The organism is Lysobacter sp. N42 (assembly GCF_004344885.1).
Genome location: NZ_SKFB01000004.1, coordinates 156885 through 178895 on the forward strand (window position 1 = coordinate 156885; position 22011 = coordinate 178895).

Annotated in this window: 12 protein-coding genes; 8 read left to right on the top strand and 4 right to left on the bottom strand. The window is 44.6% G+C overall.

What is annotated here, in order from left to right:
• Nucleotides 1–194 precede the first annotated feature (194 nt).
• The 3 genes from EYQ95_RS10065 (at nucleotide 195) to EYQ95_RS10075 (ending at nucleotide 2167) form a co-directional block, all read left to right on the top strand.
• Nucleotides 195–797 carry a hypothetical protein gene (locus EYQ95_RS10065; protein WP_111915870.1) on the top strand — a complete coding sequence of 201 codons (603 nt, stop codon included), beginning with the start codon at nucleotides 195–197 and terminating at the stop codon, nucleotides 795–797.
• A complete protein-coding gene (locus tag EYQ95_RS10070) occupies nucleotides 797–1000 on the top strand; it encodes a helix-turn-helix transcriptional regulator (protein WP_111915869.1) in 204 nt (67 codons plus the stop codon). The genes EYQ95_RS10065 and EYQ95_RS10070 overlap by 1 nt, the downstream gene beginning before the upstream one ends.
• A 120-nt stretch (nucleotides 1001–1120) precedes the next feature.
• Entirely contained in the window at nucleotides 1121–2167 is a 1047-nt protein-coding gene (locus tag EYQ95_RS10075; RefSeq protein ID WP_111915868.1) for an NAD(P)-dependent alcohol dehydrogenase, read from the top strand.
• A gap of 66 nt (nucleotides 2168–2233) precedes the next feature.
• On the opposite strand, the gene EYQ95_RS10080 is transcribed toward EYQ95_RS10075, so the two are convergent.
• The gene (locus EYQ95_RS10080) at nucleotides 2234–2449 is read right to left on the bottom strand and encodes a hypothetical protein (protein ID WP_111915867.1); all 216 of its coding nucleotides are present in this window, start codon (nucleotides 2447–2449) and stop codon (nucleotides 2234–2236) included.
• Nucleotides 2450–2544: 95 nt separating this feature from the next.
• On the opposite strand from EYQ95_RS10080, the gene EYQ95_RS10085 reads away from it, so the two are divergent.
• A complete protein-coding gene (locus EYQ95_RS10085) occupies nucleotides 2545–3924 on the top strand; it encodes a diguanylate cyclase (RefSeq protein WP_111915866.1) in 1380 nt (459 codons plus the stop codon).
• Nucleotides 3925–3932: 8 nt separating this feature from the next.
• On the opposite strand, the gene EYQ95_RS10090 is transcribed toward EYQ95_RS10085, so the two are convergent.
• Nucleotides 3933–4418, bottom strand: coding sequence for an LPP20 family lipoprotein (locus EYQ95_RS10090; protein WP_165831983.1), 486 nt, complete (start codon nucleotides 4416–4418; stop codon nucleotides 3933–3935).
• Nucleotides 4419–5204: 786 nt separating this feature from the next.
• Here EYQ95_RS10090 and recC point away from each other — a divergent pair.
• From recC to recD, 3 genes are read left to right on the top strand one after another with little or no spacing between them, the layout of a single operon-like run.
• Nucleotides 5205–8795 carry an exodeoxyribonuclease V subunit gamma gene (recC, locus tag EYQ95_RS10095; protein ID WP_111915863.1) on the top strand — a complete coding sequence of 1197 codons (3591 nt, stop codon included), beginning with the start codon at nucleotides 5205–5207 and terminating at the stop codon, nucleotides 8793–8795.
• Nucleotides 8792–12517, top strand: coding sequence for an exodeoxyribonuclease V subunit beta (recB, locus tag EYQ95_RS10100; RefSeq protein WP_111915862.1), 3726 nt, complete (start codon nucleotides 8792–8794; stop codon nucleotides 12515–12517). Before recC ends, recB begins: the two co-directional genes overlap by 4 nt.
• On the top strand, nucleotides 12510–14438 hold the full coding sequence (gene recD, locus EYQ95_RS10105) for an exodeoxyribonuclease V subunit alpha (protein ID WP_165831982.1): 1929 nt from the start codon (nucleotides 12510–12512) through the stop codon (nucleotides 14436–14438). The genes recB and recD overlap by 8 nt, the downstream gene beginning before the upstream one ends.
• On the opposite strand, the gene EYQ95_RS10110 is transcribed toward recD, so the two are convergent.
• Nucleotides 14435–16174 (bottom strand): GGDEF domain-containing protein, encoded by a 1740-nt coding sequence (locus EYQ95_RS10110; protein WP_111915860.1) that lies wholly within the window; start codon nucleotides 16172–16174, stop codon nucleotides 14435–14437. The two genes, recD and EYQ95_RS10110, sit on opposite strands and share 4 nt — an antisense overlap.
• 110 nt (nucleotides 16175–16284) lie before the next feature.
• On the opposite strand from EYQ95_RS10110, the gene EYQ95_RS10115 reads away from it, so the two are divergent.
• A complete protein-coding gene (locus tag EYQ95_RS10115; protein WP_111915859.1) occupies nucleotides 16285–16728 on the top strand; it encodes a YaiI/YqxD family protein in 444 nt (147 codons plus the stop codon).
• Here the strand turns inward: EYQ95_RS10115 and EYQ95_RS10120 are convergent.
• Nucleotides 16725–21959, bottom strand: coding sequence for an MG2 domain-containing protein (locus tag EYQ95_RS10120; RefSeq protein ID WP_111915858.1), 5235 nt, complete (start codon nucleotides 21957–21959; stop codon nucleotides 16725–16727). The two genes, EYQ95_RS10115 and EYQ95_RS10120, sit on opposite strands and share 4 nt — an antisense overlap.
• Between the last annotated feature and the right edge of the window lie 52 nt (nucleotides 21960–22011).

Sequence of the window (22011 nt, forward strand, 5' to 3'; positions counted from 1 at the left end):
AAAAGATTAATTCAATATTAGTAATTAACCCTTAAATTGCTAAATGGATTACAAATATTTTTCTTTTATTGAAACTAGGGGATGCTACCGACTTCATATAAAACGATATTTAATTTATGTTTATCATAAAATAATTATTGATTAATGATATTTTGATCGCTACTATGTTGGAAAGTTAATCAACAGGGTGAATTATGGACAATCAATTTATAAAGCTTTCGGGTGTTGCAGCATTGGTTCTTGCTGTGTTGTTTCCGGTGTATTGGATTTTAGGTTTGGCCAGCTGGTCGTTTGATGAGGCGGCTATTATCGATGACTTTTTAACGCTAGACGGCTGGGATTTTCTATTTGTAGTCATAGGAGCGTTAGAAATTGGCGTTTATTTGGCGCTACGGAAGTTTTTGAGTAACCAATTCGATTCGGCTATTTATTCCATTCTTCTTATCATTATGAGTGTGCTTGTGGGGCTCTTTCATTTGACGGTTGTGGTCGATGTGCTATTAGCTTTAGGACCGTTTGAAAGTATTCAAGACGAGATGATGGGAACGGCAATAACCTTAGGATTGGTTGTGCTTTACCTCTATGCCATTGTGGCTTTGTTCTTAGCGATTGCTTTGTTGGCTAGGTTCACAATGTTACCTGTTTTGATGAAATTATTTGCGGTTGGGTTATTAGTTTCTGCAGTGTTTCAGTTAACGGTAGTATTGGCCCCGGTGAATGTCGTTATATTCCCGGCACTTCTCATTATTCTAGCGATTGAGTTCCTACGCGGTGAGCAAGTTGTAGAGGTTGTGTGATGGGTATTCGAATCAACCTCGACGTGGAATTGGCGAAAAATAAAATGCCTTTAACCGAGCTGTCGGAGCGAGTTGGAGTGTCTATGACCAACCTATCGTTACTCAAAAATGGCAAGGTAAAAGCAATTCGCTTCAGTACACTTGAAGCTATTTGTAGAACGCTGCAATGTCAGCCAGGCGATATTCTGGTGTACGAGCCTTGAATAGATTTCGTCGCACATAGTCTTGCACTGAACGTGGATCCCCTTGGAATGTTTTTGCGTAGATACAACCTATACTAAAGATTCAAAAGCACAGACTTATAATGGAAAGGAGTGAAACGTATGACGACAATCGCGTATGGTGCCGAAGCCGCGGACAAGCCAGTCAAGAAAATGGAAATTACACGTCGTGACGTTGGTGCGCATGACGTCGCTATCGACATCGTATATTGCGGTGTTTGCCATTCAGATTTACATACCGTTCGTGGTGAGTGGCAAGGTACGCAGTTTCCTTGTGTTCCAGGGCACGAAATTGTAGGTAAAGTCACGGCAGTTGGCGATCATGTGAAGTCGCACAAAGTAGGTGACTTAGTAGGAGTGGGTTGTATGGTGGACAGCTGTCAGAGCTGTTCAGAGTGCGACGATGGTTTCGAGAACTACTGTAATAGCTTCGTGGCAACTTACAACTCACCAACAGATGACGAACCAGGACATACACTTGGTGGTTATTCTCAGAAAATTGTGGTGAAAGAGAACTTCGTTCTAAAAATTAGCCATGATGAAGATCAACTTGCTGCAGTTGCACCACTTCTATGTGCAGGTATTACAACTTACTCTCCACTTCGCCACTGGAATGTTGGCCCTGGCAAAAAAGTGGGTGTTGTAGGTATTGGCGGTTTAGGCCACATGGCAATTAAACTGGCTGTAGCTATGGGTGCGCATGTAGTGGCGTTTACGACTTCAGAAAGTAAGCGCAAAGAAGCCAAAAACTTAGGTGCTCACGAGGTAGTGTTGTCTAAAGACAGAGATGAAATGAAAGCGCAAACCATGCAGCTTGATTTTATTTTGAACACCGTTGCAGCGCCGCATAACCTAGATGATTACATGGCTTTGTTGAAGCGTGACGGAACCATGACGCTAGTAGGTGTGCCTGCAGAACCGCACCCTTCGCCAAACATCGGTAATATGATTTTTAAACGCCGAAGCTTAGCGGGCTCATTAATTGGTGGGATTCCTGAAACACAGGAAATGTTGGACTTCTGCGCGAAGCACAACATTGTTTCAGATATCGAAATGATTAAAGCCGATGACATTGAAGCAGCTTATGAACGTATGCTGAAAGGCGACGTGAAGTACCGCTTCGTTATCGACATCGCCACTATGGTTTAATCCATTTCTTACAATGGGGTCAGAGCACTTGGTGCTCTGACCCCAAAGTGCTCTGACCCCATTTTTTTAGTCTTTCTTTGACTGGGCGTTGTTCCATCCAGAAGCGATAGCAATTCCCATAGACATGCCAAAGCCTGCACCCAAGGCAATCCAAAAACCAATATTACTCGTGAAAATACCAATGATGGTGCCAAGCGATGCTCCAAAAGACATCCCAAGAGAGATTCCTAGTGCCAATTTCGAGTTTTGTGGACTATCTTTATTTTCGCTTTCTTGTCCCATAAAAAACCTATCTAACTCACTTTATTTATGACATAAATTAGTATTCTCAAATCATAGAAGATTCGCTAGGGTAAAGAAAAACTTTATTTTTATTTATGAAAGCCGAAGAGAAAAGCATCTTTAAGTTAGCCACTTTTGGCATTGTCTACTTCTTACTTGCAAGAATTAGCATGCTTTTCTTTTCTGTTGAGCCTTCCAATATTTCTCTCGTTTGGTTACCCGCTGGTGTCGCTCTTTACTACACATTCCGTTGGGGTTGGCAGGTTTTGCCCTGGATATTTGTGGCGAGTTTTGCAGCAAATATCTCAGGACTTCATGTTCCAAGCCTATTTGATTGGATGTTGCACACCACGATTAGCGCGGCAGCAGACACCTTGTTTGCTTTTTTAGCCGGTTATGCCGCCAGAAATATACTTCCTGAACGCTCAGAGGGTTTTGGGGGGCTCTTTGTCTTTTTGCTCCTTTGCTGTGCAGTTCCATGCGCAATAATTGCGATTATTTTGGCAACCAACCTCTACTGGGGAGGTTATTTAGACGCCGACGCCGCAATTAATGTTGGGTTAGCTATTTTCATGGCGGACACATTGGGTGCGCTAATGATTGCACAGCTGTTAAGGGCGTGGGACAGACGCAGTGAAGAGCAAAGTGGTTACAGTAAAGTGGGTATCGCCACCAGTTTAGTAGCAATTGCTATTTTCGTTCTGTCTTTCTGGTTTGGCCGACTTTGGATATATCTGTCGATTCCGACATTACTATTTTTAGTGACTACGTCTAAATCCTTTTATTCCTATGCATCTCTAACACTTGCGGTGCTTTTATATAACGCACTCTATGCACATGCCTATGAATTCTCCGCTGCTAGCGTGGAACGCATTGAAGTATTAGTGCTATCTATTTCGTTAATGCTGGCGCTTCAGGTGATGACCATTCAGCAGCGTAATTTAAATCGAGAAGCTAAAGAGCGTCTTACCTGGCAGGCTCGAGCAGGAACGGATGCTTTAACGGGACTTGCTAACCGAACAGCTACAGAACCCGTTGTAAAAATGGAAATTGAACGTATTCAACGACGTGGCAAAGGCGAATTCTGTGTGGCGATGTTCGATATTGACCACTTCAAAGAAGTGAACGACAGCTACGGGCATAATGTTGGTGATCAGATACTCAAAGAAGTGACAAAGGTGATGATTGACGAGCTTCGGGCGTCGGACATGTTAAGCCGCCATGGTGGTGAAGAGTTTTTAATGTTCTTACCCGCGACAGATATTAAAGCTTCTAAGCATGTGGTTGAGCGCATTGTAACTAAGGTGCGCGACCATAGTTTTAATGCCGGAGATGAGCTCATAAACCTTACGCTCAGTGCAGGTATTGCAGAATACTCCCATGAAAATGCTTTGCACTATGACGACTTAATCGACCTTGCCGACCAGAAGCTATATGAGTCTAAACGTGAAGGTCGCGACCGAGTGACTGTATAGTACGAGCGCTATTTCGATCTAACTTCCTTTCTAGCGCGCTGCAATGCTGCTTCGTATGCTTGTTCGTCAGCTGTCACTAAAACATACAAACCTTGAGTTGATGGGTCGACTATTCGCATGACCACACGAGTACCCTGCAATGTTTCTTGTACTTCTACCTCTGTTACAGAAGTGAAGGTGGAATCGTCCGAAGAAGCTTCTAAGCGGCTGGTGGACGTTACTTGTGCATTGATGCGTGACGCCAATTGCTCCATTGCATTTAGTTTTGCCTCTTCCTCGATACCTAACTCAGAGTATCCGGTAGCTGAATATGGGTAGGATGCTACAGGGAAACCACAAACCCAACTCGGTGCAGGCGTGTGGCCGTCTTGAAAGGTGCATATTGCAGAGCTTTGATGTGAAAAGTCAGGTGTACTGCTTAATATGGCGCAAGCATTCAAAGCCGCGCACAATATAAGAATGCTAGGTAACTTTAAAAACTTTGTAATTTCCATAAAACATTTCTTTATCTTGGATAAATCGTTAACCTTGTGTTGTATTGTTCGAACTATCTCAATACATCGATTCGAGCTCTGCATGTGTCTGCGTATAACCCCTGTGGAAACTTTTCCAAGTGCTCTGCGTAGTCTCTCCAATTCCGAGAGTCTTTTATACTTTGCCAAGCGCGATGCTCGGCCATGTTGATTGGGTGAGAGTTCTCTAGAGCGAGTCGAGCGTCTTCTGGTTTTATTGTTGCCCACGCGGCTAAACACTGACCATGTCTGGCGAAGTCTGTCTTCATTAATGTCAATTCTAGGTTGCTAGCCGCACTAAAATGATATTCGGTTACTCGATTGTTACTGTCAAAAGTTGACTGAGTATTTGCATATATTTCTGTGTAGATGCTTCTAGCCATAGTGCGAGCCAATAAACCATGAACGTCTCGTTCGGCTTCTCGGGAGTACTCAATACCAAACTTGGTGACCAAATACCCTTTGCTTCTATCATTTTGCACCCAACGCGGTTCTTCTATGTCAGCGATACTGCAGTACTGATGTTTGGGCTCGAGCAACGTTTGCGAGCATGCACTCAAAAGAATAACAGGTAGACATAAAATTAGTTGTTTCATACTTGATGCCGCTCAACGAAGATGTTGTTTATGATTAAATAACGTAAGCTGTTTTGCTACTTAAAAATACAGCGACAAGTTTTGTCGTTAGTAACAAATAAACTCTACAGTCATTGTTAAATAGAATGAGAGTGGGTGCAAAGGTACCTGGCTTCTATTAAAAGGATATTATATGTCGCAAGCGCTAACCCCCGGTTTAGTTGCAGCCCACAGCCATCGGTTAGAAGATTTAACCGAAGTGGCTGTGTCTTTAATGAAGAACCATCCGCTCTCGCCATTGGAAGAAGAAACGTTGTTGGTGCAAAGCAACGGTATTGCGCAGTGGCTGAAAATTGAGTTAGCGAAGGCGACTGGCATTGCTTCTATGCTGAACGTAACCCTGCCAGCTCGGTTTGTTTGGAAGGCCTACCGAACAGTGTTGGGTAGCGACATTCCGAAGACATCGCCATTCGACAAAGACCGCTTGAGCTGGCGCATTATGAATAAGCTTCCAGAACTTATTCAAAGCGATGAGGAAACCTTTAAAACATTAAGCCATTACCTGGGTGAAACGATTGATCAGCGTAAGCTGTTTCAGCTATCTGAACGCATTGCTGACTTATTCGACCAATACCAAAATTATCGCGCAGATTGGTTAGACGCGTGGACTAACGGTCGAAGTAGCTTGGGTGATGATCAAGTAGAAGTAGATCAGAAAAATGTCTGGCAGCCTGTTTTATGGAAAGCATTGGTCGAAGATATAGGTATACAGCATTACTGGACCAACAGAGCGAAGCTGCACCGTAACTTTGTGGAAAAGTGCCGCAGCTTAACAACTCGACCGGAGGGGCTTCCTGCCCGCGTGGTTGTGTTTGGTATCTCATCTATTCCTCAGCAAACCTTAGAAGTATTAGACGCCTTAAAAGGTTTCACGCAAATAGTGCTATGCGTGAACAATCCGTGTAAGCATTATTGGGCAAATATTGTAGACGGAAAGGAAGCCTTAAAAGCTGCATTGAAAGACGCCAACCGCAGACACCAGCTTAAAGAGGGTGAAGCGGAAGATGTTCACGACGACGAGCTTCACTTGCATGCCCACCCGTTATTAGCCTCTTGGGGTAAACAAGGGCGCGACTATATTCACTTACTCGACCTTTACGACGAAACGGCTGCGAAACAAGAAAGCTTTGAGAACTTAAAGTTTGAGTTGTTCGACGAGATAGAGCCTCAAAATATGTTGCAGCAGGTGCAAAACGACATTCTTCACTTGCGACCTGTGGCGGAAACTCGTGAATTATGGCAAACGCCGAGCCGAGACGACAATTCGGTGAGTTTTCATATTTGCCATAGCATTCAGCGGGAAGTGGAAGTTTTGCATGATCAGTTACTTGCTGCATTTGCCAAAGACGACACCTTGCGCCCTCGCGACATTATGGTGATGGTCCCTGACGTAGACGCCTATGCCCCTCATGTAGGCGCGGTATTCGGTCGTTTTCATTATGGTGATAAAAGGCGCATACCCTACACCCTTGCAGATTTAGGCCAACGCCATCAGCAGCCTTTGCTAATGGCATTGGAGATGCTTCTGACGATTGAGGAGTCGCGAGTAACGCAAGCCGATGTTTTAGGTTTATTGGGTGTGCCCGCGATTCAGAAGCGATTTGGTTTAAACCAAAATGAACTGGTAGAGCTAAATCACTGGATTAATGAAGCTGGTGCGCGCTGGGGATTAGCTAGCGAGCACCGTGAGCAGTTTGGTATGCCCAGTGAAGAAAAGACCAATAGCTGGTGGTTTGCCCTGGAGCGTATGTTGTTGGGTTATGCGTCGGGCGAGCCGGAAACTGCGGAGCAGGAGCGCTGGTTGAGCGTGGAGCCCTACCATGAAGTCGCAGGACTTTCCGCAGGTGCGGCGGGCAAGTTAGGCGCGCTTATTGAGGCCTTGAACCAATGGTGGTTCACCGCGGTAAGTCATTACTCACTAACTGACTGGGCGTTACATGCTGAAAGTCTACTTGAAGCCTTCTTTGCGCCTGCTGACGACGAAGACTTGTTACTCCTCAGCAAAGTTCAGGGCGAGCTTACTCATTTATTAGAGGTTGCGGCAGAGTCGGGCTTTAATAGTGAAGTTCAGTTGAATATTTTCAAAGAAAGCTGGCTTTCTCGGGTCGATCAACCGAACTTAAACCAACGCTTTTTAATGGGCTCGGTGAATTTCGCAACGTTGATGCCCATGCGTGCGATTCCGTTCAAGCATATATATATCTTAGGTATGGATGACTTAGCCTACCCGCGCCGACAAGCGAATATGGACTTCGACTTGATGCAGAATCGTTACCGCCCGGGAGACCGTTCGCGTAGAGAAGACGATCGCTATTTGTTTTTAGAGGCTTTGCTGTCTGCTCGCGAGAAGCTTTCTATTAGCTGGGTGGGGAGAAGCGCACAAGACAACAGCGAATGGCCACCTTCGGTTTTGGTTTCACAGCTTCGTGATCATTTAGCGCAGGGTTGGTGTGTTGACTCGAAAGACAAAAACGCTTTCTTGGCGAGCCTTACCACAGAGCACAAATTGCAGCCTTTTAATCCTGAATACTTCTCAAAGGATTCAGGGTTTTTCAGTTATGCCCGAGAGTGGTATGAAAAAGACGAACAAAGCACAACTCAGAAAAACGCTGAAGCTCCTACCCCTTGGCAGCCAGAAGATAACCAAAAGCTAGCGCTAAGTATGCAAGACTTAGTGAGGTTTATGCGCGAGCCAGCAGAACCGTTTTTCACCAAGCGGCTGCGAACATACTTTAGAACTGAAGACTATGAAACGCATGATAGCGAGAATTTCAGCTTGGATGGTTTGGAAAGCTGGCAGTATCGCACCGCCCTTTTGAATATTGCCTTTGATGAGCTGAAAAATAAGTTAACTACGAGCATATGTGCTGAATACAGCGACTTGTCGAGCCTACAAGACGTTTTTAGCCGGCAACTCGGTGTATTTCAAAGAGAGGGAAAGCTGGGTGTAAAACCTTTTTCAAGCACGCTAGAAGAAGCCATTGTTGCTGGTGTTGAAAAAACAGTGAAAGAAATGTCTTTATGCGTTTCCATGCTTAAAGAAGTTTTGCCCGATATTGATTATAGAATTGCCGAAGGGGACGTTGTGCTCGAAGCGAAGGTTTCCAACCTCTTTCTTACGCATCACGACCGCGTCGCACAACTCTGTGTAAGTGCAAGTAAAGGCAAAATTAAGCACCAATTTGAACCCTATATTCGCCATTTGATGGCGAACGCAGCGATGCAGAAAAAAACGGGCGGCGTGGCTACAGTTGCGTTATTCCAAGAAGAAAGCGGTGGAGAGGTTACTCGTAAGGAATTCGATCCTATATCTGCTGACCTTGCTCAGACTAGACTGAGAGAGTTGCTAAGGGAGTACCAAGCGTCGCTTTCACATCCGGTTGCAGTAGTTGGGGAATACGCTGTGCAATGGCTGGATGACTATTACCAGGCTATTTCGGGTGAACTTAGTGAGGGACGTAAAAAGCTACCTGTGTTCGAACCTCAAGATGCGCAAGAAGAAGCATGGTTGAGATTACAAAAAACACTACAAGATGTAGAGAATTCAGACTCGTTCATTCAAGAGTTTCCTTATACATACAGGGTGAATACAAACTTCGAAGACATGGCAGAAGAGCCGGAATTTGAGCGCCTGAAACAGCACATATATGCCCCCATGGTTCGTTCTATGAAAGAACAACTGCCTATATGCGAACTGCCAGAAGCCAAAGGAGAGGATTCATGAGCCATACATTACATAATCCTCTCAATTTCCCACTTCATGGTAGTCGGCTTATTGAGGCAAGTGCTGGTACAGGGAAAACCTATACTATTGCTGCGCTTTACGTGCGTTTGATTATTCAGCATGGTACTGAACAAACTCAATTTGAACGTGAGCTAGTACCAAAAGATATCTTGGTAATGACCTTTACCAATGCGGCGACAGCAGAGCTTTCTGATCGTATTCGCGCGCGCTTAACGGAAACAGCTGAGTTTTTCCGAGATAGCGAAAGCGCTCACAATGATAAGTTTTTGCAAGACTTGAAGGCAGACTGCTTGCAACAAGGTTTGAATTTAGTCGCACTTGCTCGGAAGCTTGAATTAGCCGCGCAGTCGATGGACGAGTCGGCTGTACACACGATTAACGGTTGGTCGCAGAAGATGCTGACAGAGCATGCTTTTGCCAGTGGCAGTTTGTTTCAACAAACCGTGCAAACTGAAGAAGACGAACTGAGAGTAGCTGCTGCAGAGGATTATTTTCGCAGTCATGTGTATAGAATCGATGACCTTTATGCCGCGCAAGAAGTGTCGAAATACTTGGGGTCGCCTGCGGAGTTTGTTCGGTTTGGTAAACTTCAAGCGTCTAACGAGGAAGACGCGAGTGTTCAGCTTAAATTTGAAACGCTGCTGAATAAAATAAAGCAGATTCCCGACCGGCGTCAGCGTTACCGCAGAGTATTGAGCGAGTTGCTTCCGCTAGTGCATGACTTTCCTGCAAAGGGCTTTTCTAACTATGTCGGAATCATTCAAAAATTAAGGCAGTTTGTTGAAGGTACGCTGAAGAAAGATGAAATGGGTGCCAATATCAAGCTGCTTGATCCAGAGGGAATTCGGAAGAAATTTAAAAAGGGCTTTGATGAAAACAAGGTTCCTGAACATGTAAACGACTTAACGTCTTTACCCGACGATGTTCATGATATTCAGGAAACTAAAAATGCGTACAAGAAAATTATTGAGGGGCATGCTCGCCACTTTATTGCTAAGCGTTTCAAAGCTCTAAAACAGCAACAAGCGATCATGGGATTTGACGATATGCTGACTGGGCTTCGTGACGCTTTGCGAGGACCTAACGGAGATGCCTTAGCAAAAACCATTCGCAGCCAATTCCCGATTGCCTTGGTAGATGAGTTTCAAGATACAGACCCCGTGCAGTATGAAATTTTCGACCGCGTTTATAACATTGAAAATACGCCAACTAGTAACGGTATTTTTCTCATTGGCGACCCGAAACAAGCGATATACAGCTTCCGTGACGCCGATATATTCACTTATCTAAAAGCCAGAAAAGCTACCTCGGGAAGACATTACACGTTGGGCACTAACTTTCGCTCTAGCGAAAGTATGGTTAACGCAATTAACGAGTTGTTTCAACGCGCGGAAGAAAGTGCGAGGGGAGCATTTTTATATAAATCTGAAATTCCTTTTCAATCCGTGAAAGCGAATGGACAGAAAGCTGTATTTAAAGGTTTAGATGGAAAGGAAAGCGCGGCGCTTCAGTGGACAGTGGAACCTGAAAGGGCAGCAAATAAGAGCGACTTCCAAGGACCCGCTAGTGAATATCATGCAAACTTAATTGCCAAGCTATTAGAAAGTGACACCGCTGGCTTTTACGTAGGAAGTGAGCGAACCCCAGTAACCAGTAAAGACATTGCCGTACTTGTAGCCAATGCTAAGGAAGCCAATTTAATTCGCAAACAGTTGGCTAAACGCGGTGTTCGCAGCGTGTATTTGTCGGAACGCGACGCGGTTTATTCTCAACCGGTGGCGCAAGACCTACTTAGTATTGTGAAAGCCTGCGCTCAACCCAGAGATCCCAGCCGTATTCGCACTGCATTGTCGACAGCACTACTCGACTTACCCTTAGCTGACCTAGTGATGTACCAAGAAAATGAGAGTCGGTGGGAAGAAGCTGTAGACCGGTTTATTGGTTACCACGACATTTGGGAGCACCAAGGTGTGCTTGCCGCATTACATAAATTGCTACACGACTTTGAAGTACCTAAGTGCCTGTTGGCTGAGCCGCAAGAAGGTGAGCGGATACTTTCCGACGCCCTTCATATTTGCGAGTTACTCCAAAAAGAAAGCTTATTGCACGAAGGCATGGCAGGTTTGGAGGAGTATTTCACTCTGCAAGTGAGTGAATACAAAAGCACTTCTGACTTTGCGGGAGCAAGCACCAAAAGTACTCAGAACGACGCCTTGAAGCTACGCTTAGAAAGCGATCAAGAATTGGTGAAAGTGATCACCTACCACAAGTCGAAAGGTTTGCAGTATCCGCTCGTGTTTATGCCTTTTGCTGCTTATACCGCAGAGCGTCGGTTTAGAATTGATACGAAACTGCCTATGTCTTATCACGATATCGACGAAAACGGCGAGCGCGTGAGAAAGGTCGCTTGGGACAATTCTGACGCCCATGCCATTGAGCTCATTGAGCAAGAGCAATTGGCTGAAAACCTTCGGAAAATGTATGTGGCACTGACCCGTGCGGAGTTCGCAACCTTTGTGACTTTGCAGGTGGTGGGAGAAGCAAGATCGAACCCATTGTTTTACTTGCTGTTGGGCGATGATGTGCATACCGCGGAAAAATGCGACTTAATGACCATTGCCCAAGAGCGCTGGCAGTCGACTGGAGAGGTGCCCAATTCATCAGTTATGCAACTGCCAAGTGAAGAGCGAGTAAGTGTTTCGCTGGCGCGGGCTAACCATAAAAACCTTAGCGCTTGGACAATGCCTGAAGATCACCAGTTCGAAAGGTGGTGGGTAGCAAGTTACAGCGCTTTAAAATATGGCAGTGAGTTACTGGCACCACAAACTCCACCCGAAATGAATACGCTAGACGAGCGTGAGGACGACGACGATGCTCTCGTCGGAGCGAGTACAGACCTTGATGCAGAAGTCTCCGCGAGTCGCATTCATCACTTACCGAAAGGTGCGGGGCCGGGAACGTTTTTGCATAACTTATTGGAAGATGCCGCAGAAGTCGGTTTCGCTGAGATAGTTGAAAGCCAAGAGGCTCGCGACGAGTTACTGAACAAACGTTGCCGCAGTAAGTTTTGGCAAGCCTATAAAGAAGACTTAGCAGCATGGCTGGTGAGCTATTTGCAGCAACCCTTCCCGTACGGAAGCACAGACGGTACAGCAAATGCGGTTAGTGCGCATTTCGTCATGGAGAAGTTACCCACGTATAAGGCTGAACCAGAGTTTTGGTTTGCGGCAAGGAATGTGTCGACTGAGTATATAGACGCGCTTGTGGCTCAGCACATAATGCCCGACCAAGAACGGCCAAAGTTAGACCCAAAAGAATTGAACGGCATGTTAAAAGGCTTCATCGATTTAGTGTTTGAGCATAACGGCAAGTATTTTGTAGCAGACTATAAGTCGAACTGGTTGGGTGAAACTGACGAAGACTACAGCTTTGAAAATATGCGCAAGAAAATTCTATCGAGCCGCTACGACTTGCAGTATGTCATTTACACCTTGGCGCTACACAAGTTACTGAAAGCACGCTTAGGCGAAGCCTACGATTATGATGAGCATATAGGCGGTGCGGTTTATTTATTCCTTCGTGGTCACAAGTCCAAAACTGCGGGTGCGTTTTACGATCGTCCACCTAAGGCTCTCATCGAAGCTTTGGAAGCATTATTCGACGGCGAAGCAGTGAACGCGAATGGAGGTGCTTATGCTTAAGGAAGAGTTACTCGATATTTTACATCAGTGGCAGGAAGCTGGGTGGATACGCGCCCTCGACCGTCAACTTGCTTTGCTGTTATTGAGAGAAAATGTTTCGATTCCCGTGGCGTTGATGGCAGCGCTAGTGTCTCACCAAATAGGGCGTGGGCATACGTGTTTGTCTGTGAAACAACTGCTTGAAAACCCAACTCGAACGGTGGATATACCGCCTAGCTCTTGGCAGCCGAAACTAGGAGAAGAAACACCAAAAGGCATGGAAGCTTTCGTGGATTTATTGCAGCAATGGAGACAAGAAGCGCCAACGAGTCATGCTGTGCGTGAGGTTTCTGACTCGGCTGACAAACTCCAACCGCTAGTTTGGGACGCAAGCAAACAGATTCTTTATTTGCGCCGCTATTGGCAATATGAAAACCGTATAGATCACTGGCTACGTGAACGAATGAATGCGCAAAGCCCGTTGGAGGCTGAGTCACTGCAAACTATTCTAACTCGTTATATGCCGGGTGGTGACTCGCCGAACTGGCAAAGAATTGCATGTGCAAATGCTGCTAAACAAGGGTTTAGCGTGATTACGGGTGGTCCTGGTACTGGCAAAACTTACACGGTAGTGCGCGTACTCGCCACTCTGGAAGCACTTCATGCGTTGAAGCAAGCGCAAGAGCCGCAACCCGACTTGCGCGTTGCATTAGCCGCGCCCACCGGAAAAGCTGCGGCACGTATGCAAGAGTCTATTGACCAAGCTTTACATGAAGCTGGCGACAGCGGGCTATTTGCTGGTGTGAAGAATATGCTTACCCGCAAGGCTTCTACGTTACATCGTTTGTTGGGCGCACAGCGAAATAGCCGCTACTTCCGGCATGGTAGAGATAACCCGTTGCCTTTTGATGTTGTGGTAGTCGACGAAGCCTCAATGATCGACACTGAAATGTTTGACGCTTTACTGCAAGCTATAGGCAAACACACCAAGCTCATTTTGCTGGGCGACAAAGACCAGTTAGCGCCGGTTGAGGCCGGTTCTGTATTAGCGTCGATATGTCGTGGTGCTGAGAAACGTGCTTTTTCTGAAAGTCATAGAGCATGGTTACAGCAGGCTAGTGCAGAAGTTTTAGGCGAGAGCCATAGCACCGGCAAAAATGATGCTTCTCGGTTAGACCATGTGGTTATGTTAGACGGCTCTCAGCGCTTTACTGGGGCGGTTGCTGAACTCGCTAACGCAGTAAACGAACAGAGTTTTGAGCGCGCAAAGCATGCTTTTGAACATGCCGACGAAAACCTACAGCTGTTGTCGGACAACATAGCTTCTGTGGAGCTGTTAGTACCGCAGGTTATTCAAAATTTTAAGCCGTTTGTACAAAGCTATTCCCAAAGCGCTATGCAAAGCTTTGAGAGTTGCGACCAGTGGGCGCACAGTGTTTTGGCAGCTCATACTCAGTATTTGTTACTTACTGGCCTGCGTAATGGGCCTTGGGGTCAACGTTCGTTGAACACGCTGATAACCCAGAAGTTAGGTGGAAAGCCGGATAAGTGGTACCACGGCCGGCCAGTGATGGTGAAAAGTAACGACTACAGCTTGAACTTAAATAATGGTGACATAGGCGTGGCACTTCAGCACCCTGAAGAAGGTCGCCTGAAAGTAGCCTTCCCGGGCAAAGAAAAGGGCACGGTAAGATGGGTTATTCCAAGCCGCCTCACCGAAGTAGAGACTGTGTACGCTATGACCGTGCATAAGTCGCAAGGGTCCGAGTTTACTCATGCCGTTCTTGTGGTGCCTGACCGAAGTTCGCCGGTACTAACCAAAGAGCTACTTTACACGGGTATCACTCGGGCAAAGCCCAAGCTAACCGTGGTTATTCCGAATATGAATGTGTGGCAGGAAGCTATCCAAACCCGAATAGAGCGGTTAGGTGGCTTAACCTAATGGTTCGCTAACGACGTTTGCGGTTGTTGTGACGGAGACGGCGAATGCGTGTATATGGCTATGCCGTTAGAAGCGCGCTTTGCGTCACTTTTAAGTTGTGCCGCCAGAGCTGCAACTTCTTGATGTGACAACTCCGAGTTTTTTGCTAACTGTACGATAGCTAAGCTGTAGTCGAGTAATGGAAAACGCTTAAACTGTCCGTCACGGGAGCGCGCGAATAGCGAGCTTTCCTCTAAGTGTTGTGGCCGGTAAAAGTCTTTAATTTGTTGTGTGAATTGGGTTTTCAATTTGGTCAGCAGAGATTCTTCAAACTCATGCTCATCAACCACAACGATGAAGTCGTCTCCACCAACATGCCCTACAAAATGACCTTTCGGTGTGAAGGTTTCATACAGCAACTGTGCAAACCATTGAATAATCTGGTCTCCTTGATGATAACCATATACGTCGTTGTAGGGTTTGAAATTATTCAGATCAAAATAAAGCACGCTAAACTCACAATTTGCAGCGCTACATTGGTCTATATGTTGGTTAATAGGAACGTTACCCGGCAAAAGTGTCAATGGGTTGGCATAACGAGCATTTTGAATACGAAGTTCGGTAATTCTGCGCAACAAACTGGGAACCGGAATAATACCTGCGTATTCGTCTTGCCTAACGATCAATAACACCATTTGTTCCAGCGTGTCTTCGTGCTCGGTAAGCAGAGCACTGGCTTGTTCGATAGGCGAGTGTACGTCGATGACCAGGAAGTTAGTCTGTATGACTGAAGCTATCGGCTTGCCGGCATATAAAGCTCTACCATAGGGCGTAGACATCAATTCCATGAATTGTCCGCGACGTACAATGCCTTTGATGACGCCGTGATCGACCACAGGAATAGCCACTAACCGTTTGTTTTGCCGAAAATAGTCGAGTAAGTCTGCTACCTTCCGTTCCGAGTCGACAACGGTGGTGTCTTCAACTAAAGGCTCTAGTGAGTCGTCGCGTAGAATGTTGTCTTCGTTACTCAGCAAATGTTTAATTTGCCCTTCAGGTAAGTGCAATGGCGACGGCATGCCTATGAAGTAGCCTTGCATAGCAAATATGCCCAACCGTTGAAGTTGGCGAAGCTCTTCCATGCACTCGATGCCCTCAGCAATCACTGTTGCATGTAAGTTCTTTGCTAACGTGACAATGTGCTGAACAAACTCCTTTTTGTAAGGGTTGTTATGAATGTCACTAATAAAATAGCGGTCTATTTTTACGTATTCTGGGCGTATTTCCGCCCACAATTTCATACTTGAATGACCAGCGCCTAAGTCGTCGATAGCAAACCTGAAGCCCTCGGTTCGAAGGGCATGAACATGCCGCTTGAGCGCCGCTATGTCTTCAATAGGATACTGCTCTGAAAGTTCTAGAACGATGTTGGAAGAAATGAGTGCTTGCTGTTCTAGCAGGAAGTGAACAGTTTCTCTCTCGGTAAGAAAATTGGGATCGATATTAATAAATAGAAAGCCATTAAAAGAGTCTGAATTATAGTTTTCAATCGCCGAGCCAATGCAATAATTTTCAAGTTGTGGCTTTATGTTCTCTTGTTCTGCAGCCCTAAATAATGCCAAAGGAGAGGCAAGGGCATGGTTAACTGGCCCTCTAATCAGGCTTTCGTAACCGATAATAGACGAACGATATGTATCAACGATGGGTTGATATACACTATGGAGTTCTTGCGATGAGAGTAGCTTTTTAAGTGGCATAAAAGTTTGTTATTTGGGCTTTATTGCCATTTTCGGAGATTTTAGTGACAGTTTAATGAATGCACGCTGAAATTTTCATGACCGAATAACTTAACCCCTTGAGGAAGAAGATGAAAATCTATGTCGACGCAGACGCATGCCCCGTTGTAATAAAGGAAATTATTTACCGTGCTGCCCAGAGAAAAAGCATCGACACATACTTTGTCGCCAACCAGTTCCTAAAACTTCCTCCGTCTAAATTCCTGCATCGTTTACAGGTTTCTGCTGGGTTCGACGTGGCGGACAATGAAATTGTGCGGCTAGCAGAGCCAGGTGATGTCGTGGTTACTGCCGATATTCCTCTTGCAGCAGAAGTCATAGACAAGGGTGCAAGTGCGATTAACCCAAGAGGCGAGCTTTACAGTAAAGACAATATTCGTGAGCGACTAAATATGCGTGACTTTATGGACACCATGCGTGCAAGTGGCGAACAAACCGGTGGCCCGCCACCACTTAGCCAAAAAGACCGCCACGCTTTTGCCGCTTCACTTGATAGAGTTTTGCAACGGGCTTAGTGAAGGCTTCTTGAGAGCACGGTTACCCACTCAGAATCTCCTCGCGCATTATTAGATGTATGGTACATAGCTTCTGATATAGGTGCAGGAGCGAAGTACCTACCAGCTGACAAAACTTGCGAGTGATGGGTAACCACATGCTCTCCCTGTGACAGTTTGTAGAAATAAAAATGGAGTTCATTTTTATTGGTGTCACCGAATTGGTCATAGAACCCTAATAATTGTTCTAAATGGTTATTAATGTTTAAGAAAGACCCAGGTAAGAAGTCTTTTATCGCTACGTGCTCAAGATCATTATTCAAAAATAGTGTTATTCGAGTTTTGACGAGATCTCCAGTGTAAAGTTGTGTGCTGTTATTAACGAGAAGCCAGTCGGTACCTCGCAATACGTACCTTTCCCGGGAGAGACTCATTCCATTTGATACGGGTTGTAAGGTAGAAATAGGAAGCTCGTAGTTTGCAACTACAGACTGCGGAGAGGGCTCTTGTAATTGTAACGTGAATATACTGCCATCCTGAGTGAAGTCTACCGAGTTAGTGTTAGCTGGTTCGGTCGCTTGTCCTTGGAAAAGAAGACTGCACACACCATTCGCTAATGTGGTGCCGAATTCTCCGGATGTGTTTTGGATTTCTAAGATTTGCTGGTTTATCTGGATAGATAGCGGATGTGTAGCACCGAATGCCAAGCTAGCAAAACAACCGACTTCTGGATTAGATAGCACCGTTAGTTCTTCATCTATATAAATTTCAGACTCAATTTCTGAAATATGTCTGTTGATTAAAAGAGAATCTGCGCCAGCTTCACGAAGCGCACCAACTAGAAATATTCTACTTTTTAAGGTGCCTCTCCCGATTTCCATAGCGCGTTCTAATGTTCCTTCCAATTCTATTTTATCCGCTCTTACTTCAGCCCATAAAGCCAATGCTTGAGCAGATTCGCTAATTTGAATATTCCTGTGATTGCTTTGATATATCGGGTGAGTGATATTTGAAATTTCGTTCTCAGCCCATGATTGAGTTTGTTCATTTTCATTCAACCAAGTCGCATACCACCATGAAAGGGCGGTAAGAAAGAAATCAGGTTGAGCGTTTTTGTAATATGAGTATTTTCCGGCAAACGAATATGCTGATGAACTGGCTAGCAAATCTTGAATAAGTAGGGTTTCCTCGATTCCACGGTTTTCTTCTGGTAGAGAAAAAAGAGCTGCAACTCTCGAAATATTTTGTTCCCAGCATTGAAAGGGATATTGGTGAACGTTGTCTTTGAGAGTTAGCCAGTTTGGGGCTGTATGAAAGTCAGTTGTATTAAATTGGATACCACTTGCTTCCGTCGGGATCTCCCAATTTATTGGATTATCTGAATCTGTATAAAGATATGATTCATTAAATTGCCTTGTATCGCTTAATACCTCAATGCGATGACTTCGGCTTAATCCGCTAGATCGTCCAATCACTTCAATATTGTTAGTCCCTTCTTGTAAACCTTGGAGGATTGAATTGGTTATCGTAGTACTGTTTGCGATTAACTGAGATTGAACTGAGCGCAAAATAGAACCGTTTAACAGGACATCAAAAGTTTCCGTAACGTTAGATTCTGAACGATTATGAGAGATAATCTCTATGGATGGTGTGTCAGTTTTGTAGGTGTATAAAGGCGCTGAAATGCTATGCTCCAACTCTGCTACAGTAGTAACTTGTTGAAGATTATGAGTAGATTCACGCTCGGTTATGGCTAGTGTGAAAATGTACCATCGAGTAGCCCTTTCGGGTAGTTTTAAGTCCAATTCAAAAGGTTGATTTGCTTTGAGAGGAATAACGTCAGAATAGTAACTTAGTTTTTCTTCAATACTCGCCCACTCATAGGGTGAAGGAGTACGCTGTCTATACGCAGGCTCCTGTGGGCTATCTAGTGAAAAGGCCACCTGCGGGGTTAGCCCTGAGAGTATGCGACTTTGGAAGCGTGTAGGCAGTAATTCTCGGCTGTCTGAAAAAATGCGGGGACGATAAATACGCCACACTTCATCATTGACAAATTCATGGTCGGCTAACCTTTCAAACATTCTCGCGTTGAGAACCGCCGCTTCATCGATTACAAGTACTCTAACGTCACTGTCTAATGAACTCGTTAATGTTAGGCTTGACGGTGAACCGACACTTTGAACCTCTGAGTTTGAGAGCTCTGCTTTTATGGTGAATTGATTTTCTCTTTCCTGACGAAGGCTAATATATTGGGATTCTTCTTGGTAAGTTCTACTGGCCGTAGCTGACACCATGTGCTCGGGAGTCGTCAAAACTTCAACTTCATTCTTGTTAACGTAAAAAACACTTAGGTGAAAAATTGGTCCCCATTCCTCCTCAACAGGAAGTGAAAACATATTATAGCCAGCTTGAAGGTTTACACGTTCAAAGTAGTGAACTTTGTCTGTACTCACAGTTATGTTTGCGGTTGTGTCAACTTCACTGTAAACAGAAATAGAGTTTTCTTCTGTTAGGTACCAAACGTTGGTCGTTTCTAGCTGAAGCACGTTTCGGGCTTTTTGCGATTCTAGGTTCGCTTGTACGAATTCGAGAGATATTGAACTTCCCCATAATTCATGGGTGTCATCGCGAAGCTCAAAAGTAAGAGTAGACTGGACGTCATTAGCTACAATACATTCTGTGTGTTCTGCTTGAGGTGCGCATGATGCGGTGTTACTCGTCACATTCGGTGGTGTCTGAGTTATATTTTCTCCCTGTTGATTGATATAAAAGAAATCAAAGACGTTGTTCCCAATGTATTGGTAAACAGGAATGGATTCTCTGAGGTTTATTGTTAAAGAATCGCGCGAAGTCAGTACATCTCCTGTCGCTGGCTGTGCCATTGCTCTGATAGTGACACGGGTTTGATCAAAAGGAATGCTTAATCGGGTCTGAGCTCTACCCGCTGAGTTAGTCAGCATCGTTGTTTGTATTGTTTCTGACGTTTCCTCTTTATCAGTCTCAACTGGGGTTAGCGCGGTAACATTGTGGCCCTCGGCGGTTCGAGTTGGAAACAGGTTTGCTTTTCTGAAATTGATTTCTAGTTCCACAGATGTGTCTGATAGTGGGAATCCAGTTAGACTTGTAGCAGTGGCCTGAATATCAATAAAGTGTTGGTTGTTTTCGGTTACATGGGTGGCAACAATGCTTAAATCAGATTCCGTTAGTTTGAAGTCAGATATATATGTGGAGTCGCGAGAAATTACTGAGCCGCCGTAGGACACTTCTACTCGATAACGGCCAGCGGGAAATGTCGGATTAGGGTCGAAAGTTGCATCAGCCATACCGAATTGACTAATCGAACTCTCGAAAACGTCTACGGTATTTCCATTTTGGTCAATTAGTCGGGCCGTCAGATTCTCATCTAATGAACGTGAATTACGATGCTTAATTATGATATTCGCAGAAATGGTATCACCCGGACGGAATAGTTCCTGACTGAATTGTATCTCTGCTTCTATGTCATCTGCGCCTCTAAAGTCGATATGCGGTAAAAATTGTGTGGAGGTTAGCTCTTGATTGGATGCGACTATAAAACATTGTTCAAATGTTGAGTTTGTATCAAGAAGCGCGTCTTTAAAGTTTGCAACTCGGCCATGCTCATCGGAAACTCCTAAAATAAATGAGTTGTCGATTGTGCCGCAATTGAGTTCAACAGTTATGTCTTCGAGTGGATTATTTGCCCAGTCGGTAACGTAAACCAAGTCTTGCCTGATAAAGCCAGTCACAATAGCAAACTCTTGCTGAATATAGAGTGAAGGCTTCATATGCGTGAATTGTCCTTCACTAGGTGAAATTATCACGGCTGAACTGTTTGGAGATATAAATGATGCGACATCCAAAGGAACGGGTTCTCCAGAACGCTGCGCATCGTTAAACTCAAGTCTAAATAATTCTTTGTCTCCCTCAAGAGCTTCACGCCAAAGGCCTTGTTGAAACATTACTAAATCGGAAGCACTGTTAACTGGATATATTTCGAATTCAGCTATCTCTTGATTCCTAGAAATAATATTCGGGTTCGTCAAATGTTCGAGCGTGTCGATAACATAGATATTTTCAGGACTGTATGACCGGCTTCCATGATGCGAAATCAACCAATGTGGCTCTATGCTAAGTTTGTTGATGGTTAACGTCTGATTCTTTGGTGGATTTACATTTAACTGTTCTAGGTTGGACCTTTCATAAAGCTGCTCAAGGTCGATATTAAACGTTTCGTTGTCCTCAAGCAGCATATTGATGTATCCCATTCCACCTGTTGTAGAACCTATACTTGCTCTTGTGAAAGCTCCTCCAGTAATCCAAGAAGCTTCAGGAACAACAGCTTCAAGGAAATTTGTTCCATGAGTTGAAGAAAAAGGGTGATTCGATAAAGAGTGAGTAAACCATAAAGTCGCATGGTCACTTGGACATTCAATATCCGTTGAATCTTGTATATCTGTTGCTGTTTCTATCCAAGCGAACTCACATGAATACCCTATATAGGCAAAGCTACCGCCAAAATACTTACTGAATAAAATTATGTCTTGATTTGTTGGAAGATTAAAATGAGAGAGCTTTGTTCCCTGCGGAATAATAACCTCTATTAAACCTTCTAGATTTTTTGGAAAAGGCACATCAAAGCGAGCTTGGTTGAACCCAGGAATTTCATCAGAGGATGTTAGAGAAGGGTCAAAGTCATGCAATACACCGTTCGCATCTCTAAACTTTAGATGCGCTAAGATTTCCGCTTCAAAATAATTAATCGATAAAACTTCATGGAATAGCGTCAGGTTTAAAACATCATCACTCTCACCTGACAGATATAGTTGTAGATCCTCTGCAGTAATATCAGAACTTGTCCGAATGTTATTGCTAACCGATGAGCCCAAAGTAGAGTTTAGAGTCGGAAAGCCGGCCTGAACGGTAACTGTGAATTCTGAATTTAAAGGGAGGTGATCTTGTAATTCACAGGCAATACTTTTAGTACCAATATATCTCCAATTACACCCAGGAAAATTTTCACCCCTAATATTTAAATGGTTTATCTGGTCTGAGGTTGGATGCCCACCTATAAGTCCTAGATCTTCTTCGAAAGTCCATACAAACTGGGAAATGTCGCGATTCTCTAAGCTGTTTGTAGAAAAGGTCGGGGGCGCTACTGCAGAATTGCAGCCGACAATGAATGTTAAACTTAGGAAAAAATATGCGAACCGTATTTTGTTCATTGCTTCCATGCCTGCGGTTTTGAATTGTGTGATGAACTTTAAGTTATCACAATGGCGCCGT

What these genes read in the sequence shown, in the direction of transcription:
- EYQ95_RS10065 (WP_111915870.1), top strand. Translation starts at nt 195, where the DNA reads ATGGACAATCAATTTATAAAGCTTTCGGGTGTTGCAGCATTGGTTCTT.
- EYQ95_RS10070 (WP_111915869.1), top strand. Translation starts at nt 797, where the DNA reads ATGGGTATTCGAATCAACCTCGACGTGGAATTGGCGAAAAATAAAATG.
- EYQ95_RS10075 (WP_111915868.1), top strand. Translation starts at nt 1,121, where the DNA reads ATGACGACAATCGCGTATGGTGCCGAAGCCGCGGACAAGCCAGTCAAG.
- EYQ95_RS10080 (WP_111915867.1), bottom strand. Translation starts at nt 2,449, where the DNA reads ATGGGACAAGAAAGCGAAAATAAAGATAGTCCACAAAACTCGAAATTG.
- EYQ95_RS10085 (WP_111915866.1), top strand. Translation starts at nt 2,545, where the DNA reads ATGAAAGCCGAAGAGAAAAGCATCTTTAAGTTAGCCACTTTTGGCATT.
- EYQ95_RS10090 (WP_165831983.1), bottom strand. Translation starts at nt 4,418, where the DNA reads ATGGAAATTACAAAGTTTTTAAAGTTACCTAGCATTCTTATATTGTGC.
- recC (WP_111915863.1), top strand. Translation starts at nt 5,205, where the DNA reads ATGTCGCAAGCGCTAACCCCCGGTTTAGTTGCAGCCCACAGCCATCGG.
- recB (WP_111915862.1), top strand. Translation starts at nt 8,792, where the DNA reads ATGAGCCATACATTACATAATCCTCTCAATTTCCCACTTCATGGTAGT.
- recD (WP_165831982.1), top strand. Translation starts at nt 12,510, where the DNA reads ATGCTTAAGGAAGAGTTACTCGATATTTTACATCAGTGGCAGGAAGCT.
- EYQ95_RS10110 (WP_111915860.1), bottom strand. Translation starts at nt 16,174, where the DNA reads ATGCCACTTAAAAAGCTACTCTCATCGCAAGAACTCCATAGTGTATAT.
- EYQ95_RS10115 (WP_111915859.1), top strand. Translation starts at nt 16,285, where the DNA reads ATGAAAATCTATGTCGACGCAGACGCATGCCCCGTTGTAATAAAGGAA.
- EYQ95_RS10120 (WP_111915858.1), bottom strand. Translation starts at nt 21,959, where the DNA reads ATGGAAGCAATGAACAAAATACGGTTCGCATATTTTTTCCTAAGTTTA.